Annotated in this window: 14 protein-coding genes; 6 read left to right on the plus strand and 8 right to left on the minus strand. The window is 51.7% G+C overall.

The window, feature by feature from the left end:
- Positions 1-133 precede the first annotated feature (133 nt).
- Positions 134-1057, plus strand: coding sequence for a glycosyltransferase family A protein (locus tag AC2TEM_RS07350; RefSeq protein ID WP_170423189.1), 924 nt, complete (start codon positions 134-136; stop codon positions 1055-1057).
- Between the two features lie 204 nt (positions 1058-1261).
- Here AC2TEM_RS07350 and AC2TEM_RS07355 read toward each other — a convergent pair whose 3' ends face one another.
- The 4 genes from AC2TEM_RS07355 to AC2TEM_RS07370 all read right to left on the minus strand — a co-directional run bounded on the left by AC2TEM_RS07355 (position 1262) and on the right by AC2TEM_RS07370 (position 6319).
- Positions 1262-2626 carry an oligosaccharide flippase family protein gene (locus AC2TEM_RS07355; protein WP_170423191.1) on the minus strand — a complete coding sequence of 455 codons (1365 nt, stop codon included), beginning with the start codon at positions 2624-2626 and terminating at the stop codon, positions 1262-1264.
- A 408-nt stretch (positions 2627-3034) separates the two neighbouring features.
- Positions 3035-3844 (minus strand): CpsD/CapB family tyrosine-protein kinase, encoded by an 810-nt coding sequence (locus AC2TEM_RS07360; protein ID WP_170423193.1) that lies wholly within the window; start codon positions 3842-3844, stop codon positions 3035-3037.
- 40 nt (positions 3845-3884) lie between these two features.
- The gene (locus AC2TEM_RS07365) at positions 3885-5420 is read right to left on the minus strand and encodes a GumC family protein (RefSeq protein WP_480790494.1); all 1536 of its coding nucleotides are present in this window, start codon (positions 5418-5420) and stop codon (positions 3885-3887) included.
- On the minus strand, positions 5420-6319 hold the full coding sequence (locus AC2TEM_RS07370; RefSeq protein ID WP_480856060.1) for an ExeA family protein: 900 nt from the start codon (positions 6317-6319) through the stop codon (positions 5420-5422). The genes AC2TEM_RS07365 and AC2TEM_RS07370 overlap by 1 nt, the downstream gene beginning before the upstream one ends.
- A gap of 468 nt (positions 6320-6787) precedes the next feature.
- Between AC2TEM_RS07370 and AC2TEM_RS07375 the strand changes: the two genes are divergently transcribed.
- From AC2TEM_RS07375 to AC2TEM_RS07390, 4 genes are all read left to right on the plus strand, one after another.
- Positions 6788-7390 carry a polysaccharide biosynthesis/export family protein gene (locus tag AC2TEM_RS07375; protein WP_170423197.1) on the plus strand — a complete coding sequence of 201 codons (603 nt, stop codon included), beginning with the start codon at positions 6788-6790 and terminating at the stop codon, positions 7388-7390.
- A 34-nt stretch (positions 7391-7424) separates the two neighbouring features.
- A complete protein-coding gene (locus AC2TEM_RS07380) occupies positions 7425-8855 on the plus strand; it encodes a hypothetical protein (RefSeq protein WP_170423199.1) in 1431 nt (476 codons plus the stop codon).
- A gap of 28 nt (positions 8856-8883) precedes the next feature.
- Complete coding sequence (locus AC2TEM_RS07385; protein WP_170423201.1) at positions 8884-10140, plus strand: glycosyltransferase family 4 protein; 1257 nt, start codon at positions 8884-8886, stop codon at positions 10138-10140.
- Positions 10141-10464: 324 nt separating this feature from the next.
- On the plus strand, positions 10465-14682 hold the full coding sequence (locus AC2TEM_RS07390; RefSeq protein WP_170423203.1) for a hypothetical protein: 4218 nt from the start codon (positions 10465-10467) through the stop codon (positions 14680-14682).
- 538 nt (positions 14683-15220) lie between these two features.
- On the opposite strand, the gene AC2TEM_RS07395 is transcribed toward AC2TEM_RS07390, so the two are convergent.
- Positions 15221-16987: a hypothetical protein gene (locus AC2TEM_RS07395; RefSeq protein WP_170423205.1), complete on the minus strand. Its 1767-nt coding sequence runs from the start codon at positions 16985-16987 to the stop codon at positions 15221-15223.
- A gap of 1100 nt (positions 16988-18087) precedes the next feature.
- Between AC2TEM_RS07395 and AC2TEM_RS07400 the strand changes: the two genes are divergently transcribed.
- Positions 18088-20067 (plus strand): bifunctional 2',3'-cyclic-nucleotide 2'-phosphodiesterase/3'-nucleotidase, encoded by a 1980-nt coding sequence (locus AC2TEM_RS07400; RefSeq protein WP_170423207.1) that lies wholly within the window; start codon positions 18088-18090, stop codon positions 20065-20067.
- 89 nt (positions 20068-20156) lie between these two features.
- Here AC2TEM_RS07400 and AC2TEM_RS07405 read toward each other — a convergent pair whose 3' ends face one another.
- The 3 genes from AC2TEM_RS07405 to AC2TEM_RS07415 form a co-directional block, all read right to left on the minus strand.
- On the minus strand, positions 20157-21305 hold the full coding sequence (locus tag AC2TEM_RS07405; protein WP_480856062.1) for an amidohydrolase: 1149 nt from the start codon (positions 21303-21305) through the stop codon (positions 20157-20159).
- Positions 21306-21413: 108 nt separating this feature from the next.
- Positions 21414-22430, minus strand: a complete 1017-nt coding sequence (locus AC2TEM_RS07410) for a GlxA family transcriptional regulator (RefSeq protein WP_170423211.1) — start codon at positions 22428-22430, stop codon at positions 21414-21416.
- A gap of 317 nt (positions 22431-22747) precedes the next feature.
- Positions 22748-23743, minus strand: a complete 996-nt coding sequence (locus AC2TEM_RS07415; RefSeq protein WP_170423213.1) for a helix-turn-helix domain-containing protein — start codon at positions 23741-23743, stop codon at positions 22748-22750.
- Positions 23744-23855: the final 112 nt, after the last annotated feature.

Genomic DNA, 23855 nt, shown 5'->3' on the forward strand with positions numbered 1-23855 from the left:
GGCATTAGGATGACCAATGTAGACGGGAAGGGTACAGTGCACGTTGTGGCACTTACCGAAATACAAAGGAAATCGGCCCGTCCGATTCACAAGTCACCAAAGATGATCTCATTTCAGACGGAGCTTTCCGATCATGGCTGACCCGCATAGCTACGTTGTTATTTCGCCATGTAGAAATGAAGAACAATACATGCGCAGAACCCTCGATAGTGTGGTTGCTCAAACTGTGCGACCGGATAGGTGGATAATTGTGGATGACGGCTCTACGGATGCCACACCACAAATCTTATCCGAATATGCCGCCAAATATGATTGGATCAGGGTCGTTCTCAAGACTGATCGTGGTCATCGGGCGGTTGGTCCCGGTGTCGTTGAGGCGTTTTATGCAGGTTACGATTGCATCACGCCGTCCGACTACACCTATCTTTGTAAACTTGACTTGGATCTCGAGCTTCCAAATCGCTATTTTGAGAGCCTGATGAATAGGATGGAAGCGGATAGCCGGATCGCGTCGTGTTCTGGTAAGGCATATTTCGAAGATGCGGCAGGTCAGATGGTGTCTGAGAATATTTCCGATGACATGTCACTGGGCATGACAAAGTTCTATCGTGTTGCTGCGTTTGAAGCTCTGGGAGGTTTCGTGCGCGAGGTGATGTGGGATGGAATTGATTGCCACAAGGCCCGGATGCTCGGCTGGAAAGCGGTAAGCTGGGACGTACCAGAATTGCGCTTCAACCACTTGCGAGCGATGGGATCAAGCCAGAAAGGTATCTTTACCGGTCGCCGCCGACACGGCTTCGGACAGTACTATATGGGAACCGGGCCATTGTTTCTGCTGGCGTCGGCCGTCAACAAGATGCGGCAGAAGCCTTACATATTGGGTGGTTTAGCAATAGTGCAGGGCTATTTTGGGGCGATGTTACGAGGTGCTGAGAGGCACGGAGATCCAGAGTTGCGCCGCTTTATCCAGCGATACCAGCGCAGAGCGTTGTTGGTGGGCAAGGCACGCGCTGTTGCGGAAATAGAAGCGGAGCGCGCAATTTATTGGTCAAATTGAGTACTTAACTGTGCATTAAAGATACTTTGATTTTCAGTTTGCTGCCTGCAAGCAGGGAAGTTATTCGCCAACTGCTGCCGTTTCTGTGCGTAGTGCTTTCGCTTCTCAGCAGGGTATTAATCGCTCTGTTTGGGTTTGGGGGAACAATATCCGAAGCCCCTGGTTGAATTCGGATGTATCAGAAATGGCGCAGGGCCACCTTTGTCATTTGATCGCGGCAACGAGCGATACGACATCAGCGTTCAGCCAAATGACAATTGAGCCGTAGACGACGGTCAGCGTGGCAAAGAGGCTATCGTGTAGGATATCCTGCCCCCTATGACGTCGGATCAAGTGGACGATTACCGGATATGTCAATAACGCCGCCAGGGGTCGCGCTGCGATAGCCCCGATAAGTCCATACTGCATCAAGCCCAACGCGGTCAAAGTGAGTTGTAGTGTTGCTCTGAAAACTTGAAAGGCTGTGAATACGCCAGTTTTCCCCTCGGCAACCAGCAAGATGGGATACCCTTGAATGATAAGGCCCGGCATTTGAGAGACGGTCAATGCGACAAGAATTGGCCCGGCTGCCTGATATGCATCCGTGTAAAGAAATTCGATTAGCCATAGTCCAATAAGCCCGAGAAGAAATAGTGCGCTCAGCATCCCACCTGTCAGCGCACACCGGGTTTTTGAAATAGCTTGTCGGTTCTTGGCCGATTCTCCGGGTGGTCGAGCACTGTATAGCGGGAAAATTACTTGCTGAACGAACCGGCCCATCAATGTGGTGGGGACGGATGCGAAGAAGAATGCAATATTGTAAAAACCCATGCTTGCCAGGGTTAGATACTTTGTCAGCAAAACTCGGTCACCGTTGTCCAGCAGATAGCCCAAGCCGGAACTGAGAAAGAGGTATTTTCCAAAATGAAATTGCTCGATGAGCGCGGCGCGTTCCAAACGAAACCGGTTGGCGTGACCTGGCAGCATCAGATGCGACAATACGGTCTTTGATGTGTGCGCCATAATAACGCCCAGCATCAACGCCCAAACAGATTCCCATATTAAGGCTAATCCGATCATCACAAAGATCGATAGCAACTGGGAGCCCAGCTCCAGCAGTGTTATCCGACCCAAGAGAATATTCCGTTGTGCCGTCGACAAACGCGTTGACCGGAAGCCCATAACGAAGACCGAAAATGCAACGCCAAACATCAATTCATATAAGATTGGTTCTTCGTAAAACTCTGAGAGCGGTTTGGCGAGAGCTAGCGTAATACCGGTTAGTAACAGTCCACGGATAATTTGCAGTGTCCAACACGTATCAAGAAATACAGGGTCCTCGCCCCGCTTGGACCGAACGATTATGGATGTCAGTCCAATGTCGGAGAGCATTTGCAGTCCGGCCAAATAGAGATTGACTATTGCGAGCAATCCGAAGGCTTCTGGAAACAACAAGCGTGTTAGAATTAGATTTGACGCCAGCCGAAGAAACTGGCTCGTGCCAAAACCCAAAAAGGTTAGCGCCGAACCGCGTATGACGCGTGCACCAATGCCATCTCCCGACAATTTAGTGCGCAAAAAGCTTAGCACCGTGATTTCCCAAAACGACCTATACGAACTAAAAAGAAAAGCATAATCAATTCGCTCCGAAGTGTCCGCTGGGAAGAACTATCTTTTTGATACCAGCATGAAAGCAGGATCTGAGGCTCATACTAATAACCACTAGTTGTTCTGCCAGTCCTTGAATACATGCTCAAAACCTATTCTGCATAGTTTCTTATCATCCCCGGAATGTATGATTAGCATCTCCTGCCCTTTCTAAGCGAGCGAGAGCGCTGCGCTTACTTAACAACATCGGGAATAAGTCTTGTGTGGCGGAAGGCCTAAGCCAACGTTCTTCATAATTCTAAAAGTGTTCTCCATCTGGTCGCACTTGATGCATTTTATCGTTCGGGGTTTAGGCAGAGCATCACATCTCTGAAATTAATCTCTCTAAGACTACATATCTTCCTGCGACATTGCGCTTGGATGGCAACCATTCAAAACAACACCCAACACATTAGTACTTTCTGCAACCTCGCGTTCGCAGGCGTCGAAATGACCGAGTTTAGTTCGGTTTGCCCTTGCTACAATCAATGCACAATCAACTGTCTTGAGAAATGCGCGTGCGCGATCCCCGCTTAAAATTGCAGGTAAATCAAATATGAGTATGTCGGGTTCATACGTCTCTTGGGCGGAAACAATGAACAATTCCATCTGATCTGAAAGGAGCAAACGGGTTGGATCTGGGTCTGCATTGAATGAGGTCACGACCGCTACGTTATCACGAATGCGCAAGGCGTGATCTTGCAGAGGTACGTGTCCAAACAAGACATCTGATAAGTCAGTTTTCTTCTGAATTCCAAAGAACTTGTGAACAGATGGATCGCCTAGATCGAAATCAAATAACATAGTGCGAAGATCGCTCTGCCGCCCGAGACCCAGAGCGAGATTACATGCGATCGTGGTTTTGCCGCTTGCCGAAGCCGGGGAGGTAATCGCTAAGCGTGACCATTCATTCTGCTGCATCTGCAAGAGGATCCGTGTCCGGAGAACATCAAAACTTGAAGATGCCTGATTGGCTTTCTGAGATACTACAAGGTGCTTGCGTAAAACATCTTCTGACAGTTCTAACTTGGCCAGATTTTCCCAAGGCGATGGGGAGGGCGGCGATTTTGCGGCCTTGGGCGGACGAGTAGAGACACCTTGAACCCTACGTTTGTCGCGCTGATTTCGGGCCTTGGTAAGTGCAGCCTGAAGCTTTTCCATGCCTATGTCCGTCCTTCAGAAGGGGCACCAATCCGTGCCATCAGGTTAGTCCCAGCCTTTGGAGGACCCTATCAGCTATCAATTCGAGCGGCATGACTTCTGTATGTACATAATAAAGCCCAAGCGGAACAGCCGTAAAAACCAAAAGGACCCAGAACGCCAACATTGCGTGCCGGCCCAATCGCTCGCCGCGTGTCTCCATATAAGGTATGACACCCAGTGGCACGATGTTGAACCTTGATTGAATTTCTGCGGGATGGCGAAGCCGGCCGTTCAATAACTCAAACAACACAAACACGCCGATAGCTAAAAACAAGCCCCCGCCGACACCAGCTGCAGCGATCTTCTTACGTGCGGGGCCTGAAGGTGCCTGAGGTACCACGGCACCTTCGATCAAGCTTATCCTCTGACCCTGAGCATTGACTTCGACACGTTCGGCCATGCGCGCCTGGTTGAGATTGTTAAGGGTAGCGTTATAGCGTTCCCTAATGCTATCCAGATCACGCTCCAAACGCTCCAGTGTAATTGAATTAGTGGCCGTTGCTGCGATGGCGCGTGCTAGTCGTTCGAGCTCTGCGTTTACCCGAACAATTTCCTGATCGATCTCAGCCACACGCCTATCCTGTTCGGCCAAGGTTAGATCTATGATAGATGGCTCTTCTCTTGGCGTGCCGCTACCGGTTGATACGATGGTAATCTCCGCCAGGCTCTCTTCCAACTGAGCAATCTGATTTTGCAGCAGGACAACTCTGGGATTGGATTCGGAGTAGATTGTCAGAGCTTCGCGTAACTGGCTCTTAAGCTCCTCAAGGCGACGCTGCTCGGGGAGAAGATCCTCCACGGGCTGATCTAATCGCCCAGTTGCTTCAAAAAGCGAAACCATCTCGTTTCGCTGATTGATAACCGAAGCGCGTTCTTGTTCTAGGCGACCCAATCGCTCTTGCAGGATCGTTTGTCTGTCTTGTCGATAGGTCAGATCTTCAGGTAGCGCATCTACGTTCGCGTTTTTAAACGCGATGATGTCACCACTCTTCTCATCAATCTGCTCGGCGAGCCGTGCTGTTTCCTGTTCAAAGAAAGACAAGGTGTTTTCCGCTCGCTCACGACGGAACGCTGCGTTGGATTCTAGAACTAGCGTCGTATAATCATTGACCACATTGGCTGCCACCTGCGCGCGATAGGCACTAAATGTGATCGACATCAGCGTGGCTTGGTTGCGACCGCTGGATCGTCGGATACGTGTATTCTCCCTCATCTTTGCAACGATGCGGTCTGGCGTCATCGTGTCAATTTCAGCGAAAACACGATGCGCTCGCGCAAGATCGAGCAGATTTGCTCGAGTCATAAGTTGTTCTTCGATCAGTTGGAGTTGCTCGGAAGCGTCCGTGCGCACGATCGAAACAACCATGTCATCGGGGATTTGTTGCGCCTCGACCTGTAGGCGCGCTGTCGAAGAATATACAGGGGGCAGCGTCAAAGCAGCGTATATTGCAATTGCAGAGCAAATCAGCATCAAGGCCAGCATGAGGGGCATGCGACGCCATATGAGCATCCAATAGAAACGAAAGGGTAACATTACTCAGCAGCTTCCGGAGAACAAATAGTATAGTTATTCGACAACACCAGCGGATCAGAAGTGGAATTAGGCAGAAACACGATGCCGTCTTCCATCAACTCCTCAATAATCGTCGTATCAACTGACGGAATTTCTATGCTGGCCGCATAGACTAAAGCTAGATCGCAGATCTTGTTGATAATGCGTGGAACCCCACCGCTTATCTGGTGTATTAGTTCGATAGCTGGATCATTTATCTCGTCACCGGTACCTCCCGCACAGCGCAGCCGAAAGCGCACATAATCAACAGCTGTCTCATGGTTCATCGGACGCAAATGGTAACTTACGCTGACACGCTGTGCAAACTGACGTAGTTCGGGGCGCCCGATCATGTCACGCAACTCGGGTTGACCCAAGAGCACAAGCTGCAGGAGCTCGTCCTTATTCGAATTGACATTCGTCAGCATGCGGAGTTCTTCCAAGGTCTCAGGCTGCAGGTTCTGGGCCTCGTCGATCACTAGAACAACAAACCTGTTATCCGCATATGCCTCGAGAACGAAATCGACGAACTGCTGAAACATCGAGACGTAGTCTGCATCCGGAGGGATCGATAAATCAAATGCGTTAAGAACCCATCGCAACAAGTCCCCACGTCCGCCCTGAACATTGGATATCAGGCCCACGACGGCATCTTCATCCATATCCGCAAGCAGCGCCTGCAAGAGTGTCGTCTTACCTGTTCCGACTTCGCCTGTAACAACCGTCAACGGTGCCCTTGTCGTCAGGCCATATTCAAGTACCGCATAGGCTCGTTTGTGGCCGCGCGACCAGAACATCATTTCGGGGTCCGGCAGCAGAGTGAACGGCCGTTCGGACAATCCGAAGTGCTCCAGGTAAAGATCGCTTTTCACAACAGACACTCTTAATTCAACTCAACACTGCCGTATCGGCAAACCACCATTGGTTTACGTTAACTTGCCGCCTCATTTTATATAGTAACCAAAAAACGGCCGACAAACACTTTAAGACCGCATGAAAGCCACCAAACTGGGCATTTTGATGTTCTTGCCGCACCTTATGGCAATTTTAGTTTCAGCTACCGCACCTGAAGTGGCAAGGGCCTTTTGATAGTACCGCGATGATTGCAAGGCGGCAAGGACATCACGATGATGTTTCACCCTGTTGGTGGCCCCGCTTTTTGGCTGTGCTACTTAGTCTTACGACGGCGCGACCGTCTAGCAAATGCAGAAGTGGTAGCTCTCAAAGCGTGTCAATTTAATAACAATCCGCAAGGAATCGGCTACTTGCTGTTGTTCCCGGTTTTCTAATGCAGCGTCCAATACTAGAAAACAACGGCACAAGAAATTCCATCGAGAGGCCGTGCTGCAATGAAAAAAATAGTGCTTTTCCCCGGACTGATCTTTGCTTTTGTGCTCGCTATCGCGTCTACGGCATGGGGCCAAGAGAACTACCGTGTTCAGCCCGGAGATACGCTTGTGATCGAGGTCCTTGAAGATCCGAGCCTGAATCGCAGCACCTCGGTTTTGCCCGACGGAAATTTTAGTTTTCCATTCGCTGGCACGCTTCGCGCGAGTGGTCAAACCGTGCCTCAGATCGAAGCAAGAATCAGGGACGCGATTGCCAGCAACTTTGCAAGCGCGCCAACGGTCTTTGTATCGGTTCAACCGCTGGAGCCCGCCGAAGAAGGCGATCTGATGGAGATATATGTTGTGGGCGAAGTAAATTTGCCCGGGGTTGTGGAAATGGACGCTGGAAGCACAGCACTTCAAGCAATAGCGGTTGCTGGCGGTCCTTCTCGCTTTGCTGCGATCAAACGTGTACAGCTTCGCCGCATCGATCCGCGATCGGGTCAACAAAGTGTCCAGACTATCAACTATAAGGCCCTTGCTAACGGGGCCACCGTGAGCAGAGATATCCTATTGAAGGATGGTGATGTCATTATTGTCCCAGAAAGGCGCCTCTTCGAGTAGCCTGCTGCGTCGCCGTATCACGACAGGGGGTACGGTGTTTGCACTAAGTTTTGGAGTCCTGCATGCTCAGGAGCTGCCGGTGGATGGTCCTGTGGCCGATTTTCCGCCGGAAGACATAGAAGATGTGCCAGCAGATGCCGAGGCAGAGGTGCCGCGTTTCACACGTCCGGACGAGGCCGAGCCAGACAGCGCCAGAACACTCTTTCTCGATTTCAGGGAAGAGCTTAGATATAGTGATAACCCCGATTTGGAAGTGGATGATGAAGCCGAGGACGTCTTCACCGCGCGTACAACCCTCCAGGGGGGTTACATCCGGCGTACTGGTATAGATAGTTTCGAACTGCTGTTCGGCGCCGATCTGGACTTGCGTACGGACGATGAAAGCGGGATTCAACGTCCCAGAATTGACCTCGACTGGATGCGCGATGTCGGAAATAGCAACATCGGTCTCAGTCTCGGGTATAGCGAATTTGACTTGGGCTCCGATACAGGTTCCTTTTTCAACTCGGATACCGAAAGTATCGATTTCGGGACCATTGACCGCGGTACGCGCGAAACAAGCGATGTCGCAATCGAAGGCGGGTTCGGCTTGGAAAGGCCATTTGGCGGGAGTTATCTGCTGTCGTATCGCGAGATCCGCTATGATGACACAGATGACCCTGGGCTTCTTAATGCCGATCGTTCAATCGCTGAGGGTGATTTGTTCTTCGTGCTCACGCCACGCTTCACTGTGGGCCTTGAAGCTGGCCGAACAGATTTCGACGAAGATGGAGAAGGTGCACTTGATACAATCACGACATACTATCGGACCTTTGCTGAAACTCAGTTCGATTCTCGAACGCGCGGTCGATTCAGTCTTGGGTGGGAAGAAGTCGACGAGTCGGGCGAAATTGACAACGTAGAAGATGGAGTCGTTTTTGGTATTGCGCTTGCTCGGGACACGCCCATTGGTGAGAACTTCCTTGATATCGATTCCCGAATAACGACGTCAGGCCGACAATCTGAAGTTCGGTTGGGCCAGACAATTGAGCAATCGACGCGCGAACTGGGATACTCTGTCGGCATTTTGGACACAGAGGGCGCTGACTTAGAGCCGCTATTCGGTCTGCGTTGGGCAGAAGAGTTACCGCGAGGGACTTTCGATACATCGCTCGAGATGACCCCCTTCAGCGATCGTGACGGTGAATCGCAGATTAATACACTGTTCAGAGTAGGATTTAGTCGAGAGCTTACTACACGCAGCGGATTTTCTGTGGATTTGTCTTACCTCGACGTCAATAATCTTGAGGTCGATTCCGCTGACACTCAGCGGCTTGATCTGTCGCTGAGCTATAGCTACGCGCTTACAGAAGACTGGAACCTGGTCAGCGGCATTTCCTTTGCGCGAGTCGAAGAGGACGATGCTGAAGACCGGGATGCCAATACTGTATTCGTTGGTCTTGAGCGACGGTTTGTCTGGAACTAGCCGAAAATATAACATGGACAGCAGGCACATGGACACGCGTACCCCACTGCCTCGGATAGCATATCTGACAGGGATCTACCCGCTAGGCTCGCTTACTTTCATTCAACGAGAGGTCGAAGCATTGCGGGCAATAGGTGCGGATGTGCACACGGTCTCGTGTCGGAGCGTCTCACCTGATAGCTTTACGGGAGCGCCTGAGCAAAAGGCTGCGCGCGAGACATATTATCTGCTGCGGGAAGCAGGCAATCCCGTTGAATTTATTACTGCCCAATGGGCCGCCTTGCGGACGCCAGGTCGATATCTGCGTGCTTTCCGGCGGGCACTGAAAATGCGCAATCCTGGTGTGAAATCGCTATTCCTGCACTTGGCTTACCTATTGGAAGCAACGATGATGGCGCAGTTTGTTCGTCGTGCGGGTATCGGTCACATACACTGTCATTTCGCTAAAAACGGGCCGCTTGTAGCGATGTTAACTCGGGACCTGACGGATGTACCGTATAGTTTTACTGTGCATGGGCCTTCCGATCTATATGACCCAGAAGGCGTTCGGCTTGGAGCGAAAGCAGCCGAGGCAAGTTTTGTGGCCACCATAAGTCACTACGCCCGTAGTCAACTGATGCTGTTCTCCTGCCCAGAACACTGGGACCGTTTCCGAATTGTTCATTGCGGTGTTAACCCAGCACTTTATGCGGGGCCCAGCACACGTCGGGACGACGAGGAGATCCGGTTAATCTTCGTTGGTCGTTTGGCACCCGTAAAGGGATTGCGCGTATTACTTAGTGCGCTGAAGCCGCTTATCACCGGTCACCCAAATCTTCGACTTACGGTGGTCGGTGACGGTTCGGATCGGACGCTACTTGAAGCTGATGCAGCGCAATTCGGAGATCGAATTACTTTCACCGGCTACTTGTCCCAGCAGGAGGTGGCGCAAAGGTTACGGCAAAGTGATATCTGTGTGCTGCCCAGTTTTGCAGAGGGCGTGCCTGTCGTTCTAATGGAAGCGATGGCTTGCGGGTTACCCGTTGTGGCAACACAAGTGGCTGGCGTTGGCGAGTTGGTGACCCATGGGAAAAATGGGTACCTTGCAAGGCCCGGTGACCCAGAGGATCTGCGCACATACATCGAAGCACTTGTCACGTCTGCTGACCTGCGGGAAAGAATGGGGGCGGCTGGTCGCGAGGTCGTGCACACAGATTTTGTCGTCGCAGATGAGTCGGTCCGACTCGCCCGTTTGATCGCTGATGGCCCAGGACCGGATGTACGCCCAGCTTTAGTTCAATCTTAACGAACTGCTTCAGAATTAACTTTACCGCCCCTAAATCGGCAGAAATTCGCGCCTCCTCTATCCCAACTGGCCGACTTCCGCACAAGAGACGGAGCATTGAGCACCTCATAACATGTTATGCTTGTCAGCGGTGTTTCCCGCCTTACAAAGGCCGCAAAGCCGAACCGTTTTCAACGAAGTTCAGAAGTAGCAAGTATGGTAGGAGAGCAGTTCTCCGTTGGTAATGTTGAGCGCAAAGGGGGTCATTGCGCGGAAGAGGGCTTCTCAAGAAGCCTCGTTAACTAGTGCGGCGTTAATTATCTTGGATAGACAGAAGGTACTAATATGCCAATCGCACTAGATGATCTCGCATCAACTGGATTGATCGGAGGACGTGTAGCAACTCTGCAGCCTGACAACTTTGAGTCGGCCGTGAGTGTTCGCGTCGTAGAGGCGCCCGACGTGGGCAAGCTGACAGTAAACCCTGACAACTCACTCGCGCTGGTTTTGACCGGATCAGACTACTCCGGACCACTCCGGTTTACCGTCGAAGTCGAGGATGCCAACGGGAACGTTGAGCAACATACTGTGACGACTCAGGTAAGCCCTCCTACACAGGATGCAGGGTGGGGAACAGGTTCTACCCACTATATGCTGGAGACGGATGACAATGGAGACCTTGTCATCGAAACCGGGGATAATCACCGAGAAGTTTATGTCTCTGGCTCCAACGACGCCTTGTCGTTGGCCGACATTGCGGCACTGGAGAACATTCCAGTGAGCCAGGTCACCGGAGCATGGCTTGCAGCACACCCGAGCTACGGTTCAAGTCCCGAAATGGCACTTGCACAGGACGCAGGTGACGCTCTCTGGATTGCACTTACGCAAGAAACCAGAGACGGGCCGTCTCCAAGCTCGAACTGGTTGCGTCTCGAAAAAGGGTACGAATACGACTCTCCCGTCCTGTTCCCGCGCGGGATCACCGGAGAAGACCCGCTGCACCCGGTGGTCATCACCTCATACGGTGAGGGTGAAAAACCGCTCATTACTGGCGATGATGTATTTCTCTATGCAAGACCATTTGCCAACGTAGTGGTCCACGAACTGCATTTTACCGAAACAGTGCGGGTTCTGGGTACTGATGCCGGCTTTACGGGTAATGTGATCTTCGATTCGATCAGCAGTAGCGAGCACGGCGAAATCGTCTTTCAGCACATCGATTCCGCCACATTACGCAATGCAGAAATCCATGATATCAAAGGCGATCGTGACTACGACACACAAGACTGGCAAGGTCACGGGCACAGGACAACGGGCTTCTTCGCAGGTGATGTCGACGGGCTGTTGATAGAGGGTTCATCTTTTTCGGGAATTGGATGGGATGAAGGTTATCAGCGGGACGGCAATGGTAATTTCGGGCAGCCCCCGACCATGTGGACCCACAACGTCTATGTTACCGAGGACAATACGGACCTGACATTCCGGGATAACATTTCCAGCGAAGCATCCTCCTATGGTGCCATCTTGCGCAGCGGTGGCTTTGTTGAAGATAACCTGCTTTTTGAGAACAACGCCGGCCTAGTGGTGACTGGCGGTAGCTACCGCGACATCGGCCATGTCGGAAATTACTCTCTGCTGTCCAACAATGTGATCACCTCAGCTGCTTACAAAGAGGCTGATTTCATAGGTGCGCTTTCCCTTGGTTTGGTAAACGAGGGTCTTGATACGACGCTTGTAAACAACATTGTGGCACATCTGTCTGATCCGAACAGGCCAGAAGAGCTTGACTACAAGCTCTACAGCAATGGTGGGCTGATCAATTCCGAGGACCCTTATTACGACGACACCGCCATCTTCAACTGGATAGGCGCGCGTCTAACGGAGACCTACTCGGATCAAAATGTCGAAGATCTGGATTCGGCCGAATTGGAGCAGGCGACTGCTGCAAATCTGGCAAAACTGCTTCTGAACGACCCAAATGCAGAGGTCGCTGATCTGGCAGAATGGATCCGGCAGAACGAAGATGCATCTGCGGACGAACTGAACGCCTTCTTCCAGGCGGCATTTGATAGGCTGCCTGAATCACGTGGCAGTTCGACGGAAGTTCGCTTTATTCCCAATGAGCTGGGCGATGGTGTCCGCTGGGACAACCGGATGAACTGGAGCACCGGGGACATTGCTGGCTCAATGGCTGGCGATAGTGTCGATCTGGGTGGTAACTGGGTCGTTTACGGCGGTACGCACACGATTGACGGATTGGATTTCGGTAACGCGGGTCAGCTTGACTTACACAATGGCAGGCTCAATGTGTTGGGTGCAACGGAAGCGGGCGTAGACGGCGCATCTGTTGAGATCGACTTGGCAGGACAGTTCTGGCTTGACGGAGGTTACGCAGGCGAGGGCGATCTTGATATTGATTTGGACGGCGGGCGCTTCGCTAATACCGGCAATATCACTGGTGATGTGAATGTCTTTGTTGATGATGGCCAAGCCCTTTTGAGCGCTGATGGCGGAGATATGACCTTCGGGAACGGCGATGAGTTGACCGTGCGTGGCCGTGATGCGCAAGTTGGATTTGATGGTACTCGAAACCAGTTGGGGATTATCTCATTCGACGAAGATTCGGAGCTTGTTCTTGCGAGCGATGAAACGGGTCTCGGGCAGATTGGAGAGTTCCGTTCGGGTGCATTTGGTGACACGACGAACGTGAATTCGCGCATCGAACTTGGTGGCGTAAACCTGACCGTAGATCTCTCGGATGCGCAGATTGGCAACGGAACCTATACGCTTCTTTCTGCGGATGAGATCACTGGCCGTATTGGCTCTATTGACATCCAGGGCCTTGGAGGCCGAGGTGCGACGGTTATCGTCGACTACACCAATGATGTCGTCAGCCTTGAGCTAGGAGCAGGCTCAGGAGTTACGCTCGAATATGTTGGCGTCGATAACTCTTCAAACGAACCTTCCACCGATCCAGGTGTTGATGAAACACCTGATGAGCCGGTTGTTGATGAGACCCCTGATGATCCGGTTGTTGATGAAACACCTGATGAGCCGGTTGTTGATGAGACCCCTGATGATCCGGTTGTTGATGAGACACCTGATGATCCGGTTGTTGATGAGACACCTGATGATCCAGTTGTTGATGAGACCCCTGACGATCCGGTTGTTGATGAAACACCTGATGATCCGGTTGTTGATGAAACACCTGACGAACCAGTTGTCGATGAGACACCTGATGACCCAGTTGTTGATGAGACACCTCAGGGGCCAGATAACGCTCCAGATGCAATTTATGCGCAAGGTGGTCTTATCTTCAGCACCAAGAGCGACGACGTTGTTTATGGCAGTGCAAATGCTGACATCATCGTAGCTGGTGCCGGCAATGACTATGTCACCGGCGGTGAAGGTCGAGACACGCTGAAGGGCGGCAGAGGTAACGACTGGCTTCTCAGTGGTCAGCATGGCGACAAGATTTATGGTGGAGCAGGACGCGACCAGATTGATGGCGGTTCTGGCGATGACCGTCTCAAGGGCGGTGCTGACGGAGACATCTTCGTGTTCTCGGGCAATGGTTCGGATGGTGCTGATACGATTGTCGATTTCGAGATTGGCCTTGATAAATTGGTGATTGGCAACGGCACCGGTGGCTTCAAGGATATCGATGATGTTGAAATCTTGGATGATCGTGGCACCGCGGTTGTTTCTGATGGCCGTACAACCATCCGCTTGGAAGGAATAAGTCGAGAGGATGTAGTTACCCACTCGAGTTCGATCTTCGGTGATGGCGCAGATCTGATCTACCGGGATGGCGGTACATGGGATATCACTGATAATCCAGATGACGCGGGGCAAACCCCTTCCGATCCAGTTGTCGACGAGACGCCAACCGATCCGGTTGTCGACGAGACACCTGACGACCCTGTTGTTGATGAGGCACCAACTGATCCGGTGGTCGATGAGACGCCTGACGACCCGATTGTTGATGAGACTCCATCTGAGCCGATCAACGCCCCCAACGCGATCTACGCGACCGGTGGATTGATTTTTAGCACTAAGAACGACGATGTTGTTTATGGCAGTGAAAATGCCGACATCATCGTGTCTGGAATTGGCCATGACTATGTCGTTGGCGGCGAAGGTCGAGACACGCTGAAAGGTGACAGCGGTAACGACTGGCTCCTCAGCGGACAGCATGGGGACAAGATCTATGGCGGGACTGGGCGCGACCAAATTGACGGCGGCGCTGGTGATGATCGCCTGACGGGCGGCGCTGATGGAGATGTCTTTACGTTCTCAGGTGACGGGACCGATGGTGCCGATTCGATCGTTGATTTCGAGATTGGTCTGGACAAACTAGTGATCGGCAATGAAGCTGGCGGTTACAAAGATATTGACGATCTTCTAATCCAGAGTGATGGCGGCATGGCGGTAATATCGGATGGTGACGCATCAATCCGGCTGGAAGGCATAAGCCGGGAAGACGTCTTAGCCTATGCTGACTCGATCTTTGGCGATGAGACAGATCTGATTTATCAGGATGTCGATGCCTGGAACATGTAGAAAGTGACATCAGCCACGCGTTGCTATTTGCGCAACGCGTGGCTGTACATAGATCATTGGCTTCAAAAACGCGGTACTTGAAGCATTCAACAGGTTTGAAACAGAATCTACAGATGTCCCGCCTGCGCCATTGTTCAAGGAAGGGAAACAGCGGTGACCGTGTCTGATATACTGCTACAGACGTTCAGATAGCACCTCTGAGGCGGTATCCTGCGACATCCCATGGCAAGCTACGTGTCGATGGAAAACGCATTTTGGTCGGGATTGTTTTCTTCGGTCGCAAAGGCTTTTGATAGCGAGATTCGTTTCGTGAACAAGGCGCGCGCGGGCGTCTATACAGCCGTCGGATGCAGCCGGAGCGTATCAGGAATTTTGCGTAGCTGATGGCTCGCTTGACATCGGATCACGGCAAAGAGGCAGAATGGCTCAGAAATCAATAAACATTAATGGGATACTCGAACACTATTAGGTGCATATACACAGTCGTGATTAAAGTCCCAAAAAATGGCGTGAACTTCAAATTACGAGAAACTACTGATCAATCGTTATCACTTTTTCTAAGGTCCAAAACCGTTACAGATTCAATAGTTGTATCTGGCAAACGATGCACGAACAAACCTTCTGACTCAACTACGTTTTCGCGACGAACGTGTGAAAGGCTACTCTCCATTATTGGCATGTTCTCAAATATCAGAGGTACATAATCGCGAAAAAACGCCTCCGATTCTGTAAAACCTGAGGCCGCCGCAAAATTAATCGCACCAAAGATGAAATGAGGTCGTCTCTGTTCGAGGATATACGTCTCAAGAAATGACCGGTTTTTCATGTTTTTGGCAATCTCTCGGTCGACAAGCCCACCCAAATCGACAAGTCCGATTTTCCGATCGTAGCTAATCCCGCCTGCATCGTGATGTGCCAGAATTGGGTCTTCAATTCTTAATAGCTCCGATACCCTTGCAAATTCTGAGCCTATCTCAGAAACAACTGCCAACGGTGTTGTTGGACGCGCTTCAAAACTATCAAGTTGTTTTACGGTAACGATAGCGAGGACAACTGAGATCAGCGCCCCACACCATAGCTTTGCGGTTGGAAACGTAATTGCAAACAGACCAAGCGCAGCGAAAATCGCCACCAAGGAAGTGACAGGCATTAAAAAGCGGTATTGCCCCATCCAGTCACCACCCGCCCAGATAACAAAGAGAAGATGACCGCTAAGTACCGCAGTCAAGGCAAGTAGAAGCCGCTTACGATCACCCGAAAATGCAAAGCATATAAGAGGCAAGGTCATTATCAATGCCGACGAATTCAGCCCATCGATTATATAGCTCCAGCCTGCACCGAACGGATTGAGAACACCTGCGAAATCAGAACCCGACGCTTTAGCATAGTACGGATTTGGAAACATGTCGCCGAAGTAAATAATCCTCCAAATAACGAGAGCGACAAAACAGAGAAACGGCAGTAGCGCAATTTCGAGATATTGCAGTATCTTGAAGTTGTAGTCATTACGCCAGCTCCACAGCATTACGGCCGCGTAAGTCGTCATAACAATCAAAGGTGCTTCGGGTCTTGTTAGGACCAGCATGGACAGTAAAAAGGCGGTCTTTAGTCTCCATCGGTTCACTTCAAACCCGACAACAAGTACAATCAAGACCAGCAAGACACCCTGCAGGGCATGTTCCTGCCCAGAGCTTACCCATACGACAAACGGTGCTGTAGACGTTGATATTCCGGCCAGCACAAGGCAAATCGCACTGCGCGTTTGGCTCCATACGATTTGGAAGACAGCGGTTAGTGTAACCAAACCCAAAACCATACCCAGGAATTTTGCCGTATTTGGAATGTCGGCTCCGATTAATCCAAAAAAGGCAAGCATGAGCATCCAAAGGGAGCTCGAATAACCCTCGGTTGGCGGTTCGCCCGGTTGAAAAGTAACGCCGTAGCCATCAGAAAGCGTTCTGCTGTAAGAAAACGTAATGCCAGCATCGTCAATCCACCAGGCCGACATCTGCATGGCAAAGAATATGAAGCTAACTAGAAGCAGGCCAGATACTGCAAGTTCGGCTCTCACTCGTTTGCTAATTTCGTAGCCGTCCGCAAGAAGCGCCACGGCTACTGAAAAGATTGCAGTCCCAAATCCCCACATAACCCAGGTTCGTTCGGAAATGACACCATCAAGACGTGCGAACCGGGCCAGTATCGCTTCCGGTACTAATAAACTAGCAAGGCCGAGTAGTCCTAAAGATATCGCAGCGAGGATTGGGAAAACTCTTATGAACAAGTTCTTAATCCTTTCAATAAACAATACTATGGACTCGATAATGAACCCGCCAAAGGTTTCGGATCTACGGTAATTAGTATGTTGATATGTTGCAGAGAATCTATATGCCGCCAAGCGAAGAAACCTAATATGTATGGTTAGTCTTGTTTTCTAGCCCTCAGAAGAAGCCATGCAGGGTGAATTGAACCTTCAAAATATCGTTCATATTCGACGACTTCAGGTTATGGTCCACCTTGATCCTCAATTATTCCCGGCTAATGATGATGTATGCTGACCGACTTCTTTAGAACCTCGCCATCATCCGGTTGGCAGCTGGCGAAGGCGTATTACCAGACATGTTTCCGATGTTTTAACCATAGCTACGCACATGGTCCGCCGTTCAGTCTAAAAAGCTATTTATTTGGTGGTTCTTGCGGAAGATTCGGCCCTTCACACTGCAGCAATCGCTTAAAACGGCAGTCTCTTATGGATCTGCCAGCCTCTCGGTTGCAATCTCAATATCCCACGAACCTCATGCCGAATATTGGCGCCGCAGCTCGATCATAGCAACCACCAGCCTGTCTTCATCCGGGCGACCTTTAGGAATGTGACATTGTGTCGAGAGGTGTTGGCTTTTTTGAGATCAAGTCAATAATGTTCTAGAATAGTCTTTTGTCAAACTGAGCCGGCGACCCAATCGTCTAGATTCGCACAATCAGGCCAAGTATAAAAAGAATATAATGCTCAGAGAAGGGTAAATCTACCTGCATCAATAGGTTTCGTGCTGAATTAGCATCTATCACAAACGTCCGATCAAGCTGTGATCGACATTTTTTGGGTGTCGCGATGCGCAAACCAAGACCTGTAAAATGCGACTATATTTTCGACGTTTTCTCATCGATACTCAAGATACTTTTGAAAGATCGAACAATGGGATTTGGCCATAGCCAAGCCACCGGATAAAGACGGGAGCACAACGATCGCCTTTGGTGCGTAAAGTGGCTTGGACTGAGCAATTCAATACAATAGGCTTTTAGGATCCTACGCCAAGTTCGGCATGTTTGATGCAAAGATCTTCACTGTCATACCCTTGTTGTGAAAAGCATCCAGAACACGCGTCGATCCACAAACCTGAGAGGTGCCTTATGTCCTATTCCAATCGTAGTTTGATTTCGCGCCGTCAGTTTCTTGCCACTACGACCGCCAGCGCTGCTGCCATCACCTTGCATCCCTTTTCGGCGGCGGCGGCCAACAATCAGGCGCATCTGAGGATCATGGAAACCACTGACATCCATGTTCACGTGTTCCCATACGATTACTATGCGGACAAACCGCGCGATACTGTCGGGCTGTCGCGGACCGCTTCGATCATTAATGAGATCCGTTCCGAGGCGACAAATTCGCTGCTCGTCGATAATGGAGATTTTCTGCAAGGCAATCCGATGGGCGATTACATCGCCTATGAGCGTGGCATGAAAGAAGGCGACAGCCATCCGATCATCACTGCCTTCAATACTGTTGGTTATGACGCTGCCACTTTGGGCAATCACGAGTTCAACTATGGCCTAGATTTCCTTGAAAAGGCGCTTGCTGGTGCAGAATTCCCTGTGGTTCTGGCCAATGTTGTAAAAGAGACTAGGGCGTCCCCCCGCGATGATACGACTCTGGTGAAGCCCTATGCCATCCTTGAGCGTGAGATTGAAATGGGGGATGGCAGCAAGCATCCGATCAAGATTGGTGTCATCGGTTTCACACCACCGCAGATCATGAACTGGGATCGCAAGCATCTGGAAGGCAACGTGCAGGCGCGTGACATAATCGAAACGGCGCAGGCTTACGTACCCGAGATGCAAGAACAAGGGTGTGACCTGATCATTGCCCTGTCGCATTCCGGCATTGGGGATGCGGATCACGCTGATGGAATGGAAAATGCTTCGGTCGTTTTGGCGGGGGTTGATGGCATCGATGCGCTGGTGACCGGGCATAATCACCTGGTATTCCCGTCCGCTACCTTTGCGGATCGCCCTGGAATTGATGTCGAAACGGGGACCTTGATGGGTAAACCTGCGGTCATGGGCGGCTTCTGGGGGTCGCATCTTGGCCTGCTGGACCTGCTGCTTGAGCGCGACGGAAACGAATGGCGGGTTGTGACGACAACGTCCGAGGCGCGCCCGATTTCAAAGCGAAACGAAGACCGTTCGATCACCGCACTTGTTGGCGACGATCAGAAAGTGCTGGACTCGGTGGCGAAAGATCACGACGAAACACTGGCCTATGTACGCCGCGCGGTCGGCAAGACTTCGGCTCCGCTGCACAGCTACTTCGCGTTAGTTGCGGATGACCCATCGGTGCAAATCGTCTCGATCGCGCAGAAATGGTACGTCGAAGAGATGATGAAGGGCACCGAACATGAAGGTCTGCCCATTCTATCGGCTGCAGCGCCGTTCAAGGCCGGGGGTCGCGGCGGCCCGGACTATTACACAGATGTTCCGGTGGGCGATGTTGCGATCAAAAACGTAGCTGATCTTTACCTGTATCCCAATACCGTGCGCGCGGTACGCGTGAACGGTGCTCAGGTTCGGGGTTGGTTGGAACGCTCGGCGGGTATGTTCAACCAGATCGAGGCGGGATCCGAGGATGCGATTTTGCTAAACCCGGACTTCCCTTCCTACAATTTCGACGTGATGGACGGTGTGACCTACCAGATCGACTTATCGCAACCGTCGCGCTTTGGACCCAAGGGGGAAGAGATCAACCCGGATGCAGCCCGTATCGTAGATTTGGCCTTCAACGGTGAGGCGGTCACGGATGACATGGAGTTCATCATTGCCACCAACAACTATCGTGCTTCGGGCGGCGGTTCTTTCCCGGGCGCAATGGGTGATACCGTCGTGTTCGAAGCCCCTGACACCAACCGCGACGTGATCGTGCGGTATATCGTCGAGCAAGGAACAATCGATCCCAAGGCCGATGCAAACTGGTCGTTTGCGCCGCTTTCTGACACCACCGTGTTGTTTGAAACTGGTCCAAAGGCGCGCGACTACATGGGCGAAGTCAAAGGCGTCACCATCGAGGATGCCGGTGAAGGCGCTGATGGGTTTGCGGCATTCCGCATCAGGCTCTAGCAAGGGTAAGGTCCAAATTACAGTGTGAGCGGCCGTCTTAGATCATTCATCTGACGGCCGTTCGAAGGTGCTATGTTGCTGGGCCCCGTTCAGTCTTCGTCTTGAAGCGGAAGCCTATCGCGCACGAGATTTGCCCAGAATTCCGCGCCGATCGGCAGTAACGCATCGTTGAAGTCGTAGTCATTCGAATGCAGCGGTTGCCCATTCGGGCCAGTTTCACCGTTGCCCAGTAGAATAAAGCAGCCGGGTACGGCTTCGCAGAAATGCGCGAAATCCTCTGAAAAGCTCATCGGTTGACGATTGGGAAGTGTGTCCAGCCCGGATAGCTGCGCGACGCGGATGGCAGCCTCGGTCGGGATCGGTGCGTTGACTGTTTCGATGAATTCGGTTTTGAAATCCACTTGGACTTCGACGCCATGGGCGGATGCGATGCCATGTGCAATCTTGCGCATGTGTTCTTCGATCTTGTTTCGATCTTCAGGGCTGCGAGCCCGCGCATCACCCTTTAGCGTTGCCGTTCCAGGTAGAACGTTGCGCTGCCCGTCGGTCAGAAATTCGGTCACTGACACAACCGCCCCGGCGCCCGGGGCCAGCTTGCGTGCGACAATTGTCTGAAGCGCCAGAACGATTTCTGCCCCCACGGTTAGCGCATCACGTCCAGACTGCGGCATGGACGCATGGCCGCCTTGCCCATTGATCGTAATTTCGAAAAGGCTTTCCGATGTGCATATTAAACCGGTTCGGGTCGACATCTGCCCGACGGGTGCCCCAGGCAGGTTATGTATGGCGTAGACTTCTTCGATTGGAAATCGCGTCAAGACATTCTCGTCCAGCATTGCTTTAGCCCCAAGGCCAAGCTCTTCATTCGGTTGAAACAGGAACACCACCGTGCCGCTGAAACCGGGATCCGAGGACAAAGTCTTTGCTGCGCCCAACAGCATCGTCATGTGACCATCATGGCCACAGGCGTGCATAATGCCGGGATTTTGTGACACGTAATCACGATCGCTGGCTTCCTGAATGGGCAGTGCGTCCATATCTGCGCGTAATCCGATCGCGCGGTTGCCTTGACCGGCCCTGAGGATACCCACCACGCCCACGCCTTCATGAACTTCAAGCCCGTATTGACGCAGCAGCGCCGCAACTTTGGCTTTGGTTTTCGTTTCATTGAAGCCCAATTCGGGGTGTCTGTGGAATGACCGCCTAAGTTGGCGCAGTTCGGGTTGGTTCAATTCCATGGCGGTTAATGTTCCCAGATTATAGGTGCTATCCGAGCGGGGCGAACTCGGACTCTAGCCCTGATTGGTAGAGTACGATGGCAGACGGGTCCACCGGCACGGCATCTCTCAATCGTTCTGTCCCGACCAGCCCCGCCTGAATGAAGTCGGCGCTGCGCCATATCGTTTCTTGAACCGAACTGTCAGTTGGGTCGCGCTGCCAAAGCCCGTGGCGGCCGCAATTTCAGCAACGGTCATTTCTGTTTCGCTGAGCAAAGCGTAGGCGCGCGCTACACGCAACTCGATGTAGAGTTGTACCGGGGAAACCTCGACATACTTTTGAAACAGCCGCTCCAACTGTCGGCGAGAAATCTGAACGATCTTGGCGATCTCAGAGATATCCAGAGGCTCTTCCAGATTCTCATGCATGATCTGGATGGCGCTGATCAGGTATTGGTTCCGACTGCCCAACGCGACAGAAAACGCGGATTTCTGGAGCGTTTTTTGATTGTTGGATCGTGAGTGGATGCACATGTCCGAGACGATGATGGCCAGGTCCTTTCCGAAGTCGGTTTCAATCATGTCCAGTACCATGTCGGTTGCCGCGTTACCTCCACCGCAGGTCATCAGATCATTGTCAATCTCATACAGGTTAGCCGATGGTGTCAGGTGTTCGAAGTGTTCAACAAAGGCGGGTTGGTTTTCCCAATGCAGTGTGAACCTCTTGCCGGTCAGCATGCCTGCCTTGGCCAGCGTAAATGCGCCGGTACAAATTCCACCAAGCTTGCAGCCAAACGCTTTCTGACGGCTGATCCACGAAAGGATCGTTGAATTAATGCTTTCCGATGGTTCGTTCCCTGAACACACAAACAATCTGGATGATCGCGGTAAATTATGCAGAGCCAAGTCAGCTGCTATTTCGACTCCATTGGAGCATCGAACAGGGTTCCCATCCTCAGAGATCAGAAACCACTTGTAGAGCTCTTTGTTGGTGACCTGATTGGCGATCCTCAGCGGTTCAACCGCTGCGCTAAAGGCAAGCATGGTGAGTTTCGGCAGCAACAGAAAATAGATCTCGTTGGATGATCCGTCATAATCGATGTCGAACGTCGCGGCCCCTTTCGGAACGAAATTCCTAGGTTTCATGCTCTCTTTTCCCAGTGCGGACCTGGATGGATAACCGGCCCGTACAATATCGTATCGATCGAAACACCAGCGTATCAACTTCGCAGATCACAAGCGAGAGGTCCGACGACAACAATTAGCCAGCGCGTAGCTGCGAGCTTGTCTGAAAGACGGCAACTGAGGATTTAGCCGGGCCAATATTTGGGCCGGTGGCAAAGCATTGTTAACTGGACTAACAATCGTATCTGTCGTCAACCTCATGAATGGTGAATGCCAAAAGGTCAGGCCCAGTGTGGTATCAACCGCATTCGACTGCGCTGTCGATTCACACGATCAAGCTAAACAGCCTGAGTTTTGCCTGCAAATCGCCGATTTCGTACACTTTCAGGCGATGCATCATAGTGATCCCGGAACGCACGCACCAATGCACTTGTGGAAGAAAAGCCCGTAGCGGTCGCCACTTCAAGATAGGTCATCTCGGTAAATTGAAGCAGGCCATAGGCCCGTTCTAGGCGAAGTTCCCGATACGTTGTCAGCAGTTTTACACCCGTTCTGTCCAGAAACCGCCGCTGTAACTGGCGCGTTGATGTACCAAGCGCCATCGCAAGTTCCGGTATCCTAAGCGGATCCTCCAGATTGTTCTGCATCTTTTCAACAACCTGTCGCACCATCGGGTCGGCTTTTGAACGTCTGATCAATCGAGCTGCCAGTTGGCTTGCGCATGTAGTTTGCCTGTCGGCCAACCCGATATAGCTGCGTACTGACTCGGCCAGATGCTCGCCGTGATCAAAGGCAACAAAATCGGACAACAAACGCAACGTGCCCAATCTGGTTGATGCGCTATGGGTACGGCTATCTGAGGACCAGTATGTACCCGAACCGACGTCGATCAGTCCAACCTCTTGCGCTGCGGCAGAAAAGTTGGGGTGAACCGATGCAATCCGCTTGGTTGCGCGACTAGTCTGGGCGAGAAGAAACACTGCACCGCCAACGAGAATTGATCGGTAGGACAGGTTCAATACTTGGGCGATCCAGGTTTTGTCCGACGGTGTCAGAGGCCAGCTTTTATAGATATCCCCCCAGAAAATCGCGGTTCGCCCGGCCCAGTGCAAGGGTCCGCCCGCAGCACCGTCGGCAATGGGGCGGATATTTGTAATGTATGTATGGCCTTCGTTCAGTTCATTCAGGGCACGATAGAAATCAACCAGCATATCTGCCGATGCTTCCGCTCCGCCCTCGCAAAGAATGATCTCGATCTGATGGTCTCGTTTGGGTCGTGCCAACGTGGTTTCGGTCAAATGCGCATGGTCATTTACAGGGACATAATGCTTCATTTCTCCTCCACCTTCTTTAGCGCTTCGGCCGCGAGCAGTCGTTCCCGAATTCGGATTGAAACCCCCCGCCAGTTGGCGGGGGTTTATTGATTGAGGTTTATTCAGCTGCGTC

The organism is Ruegeria sp. HKCCD3925, assembly GCF_057221175.1.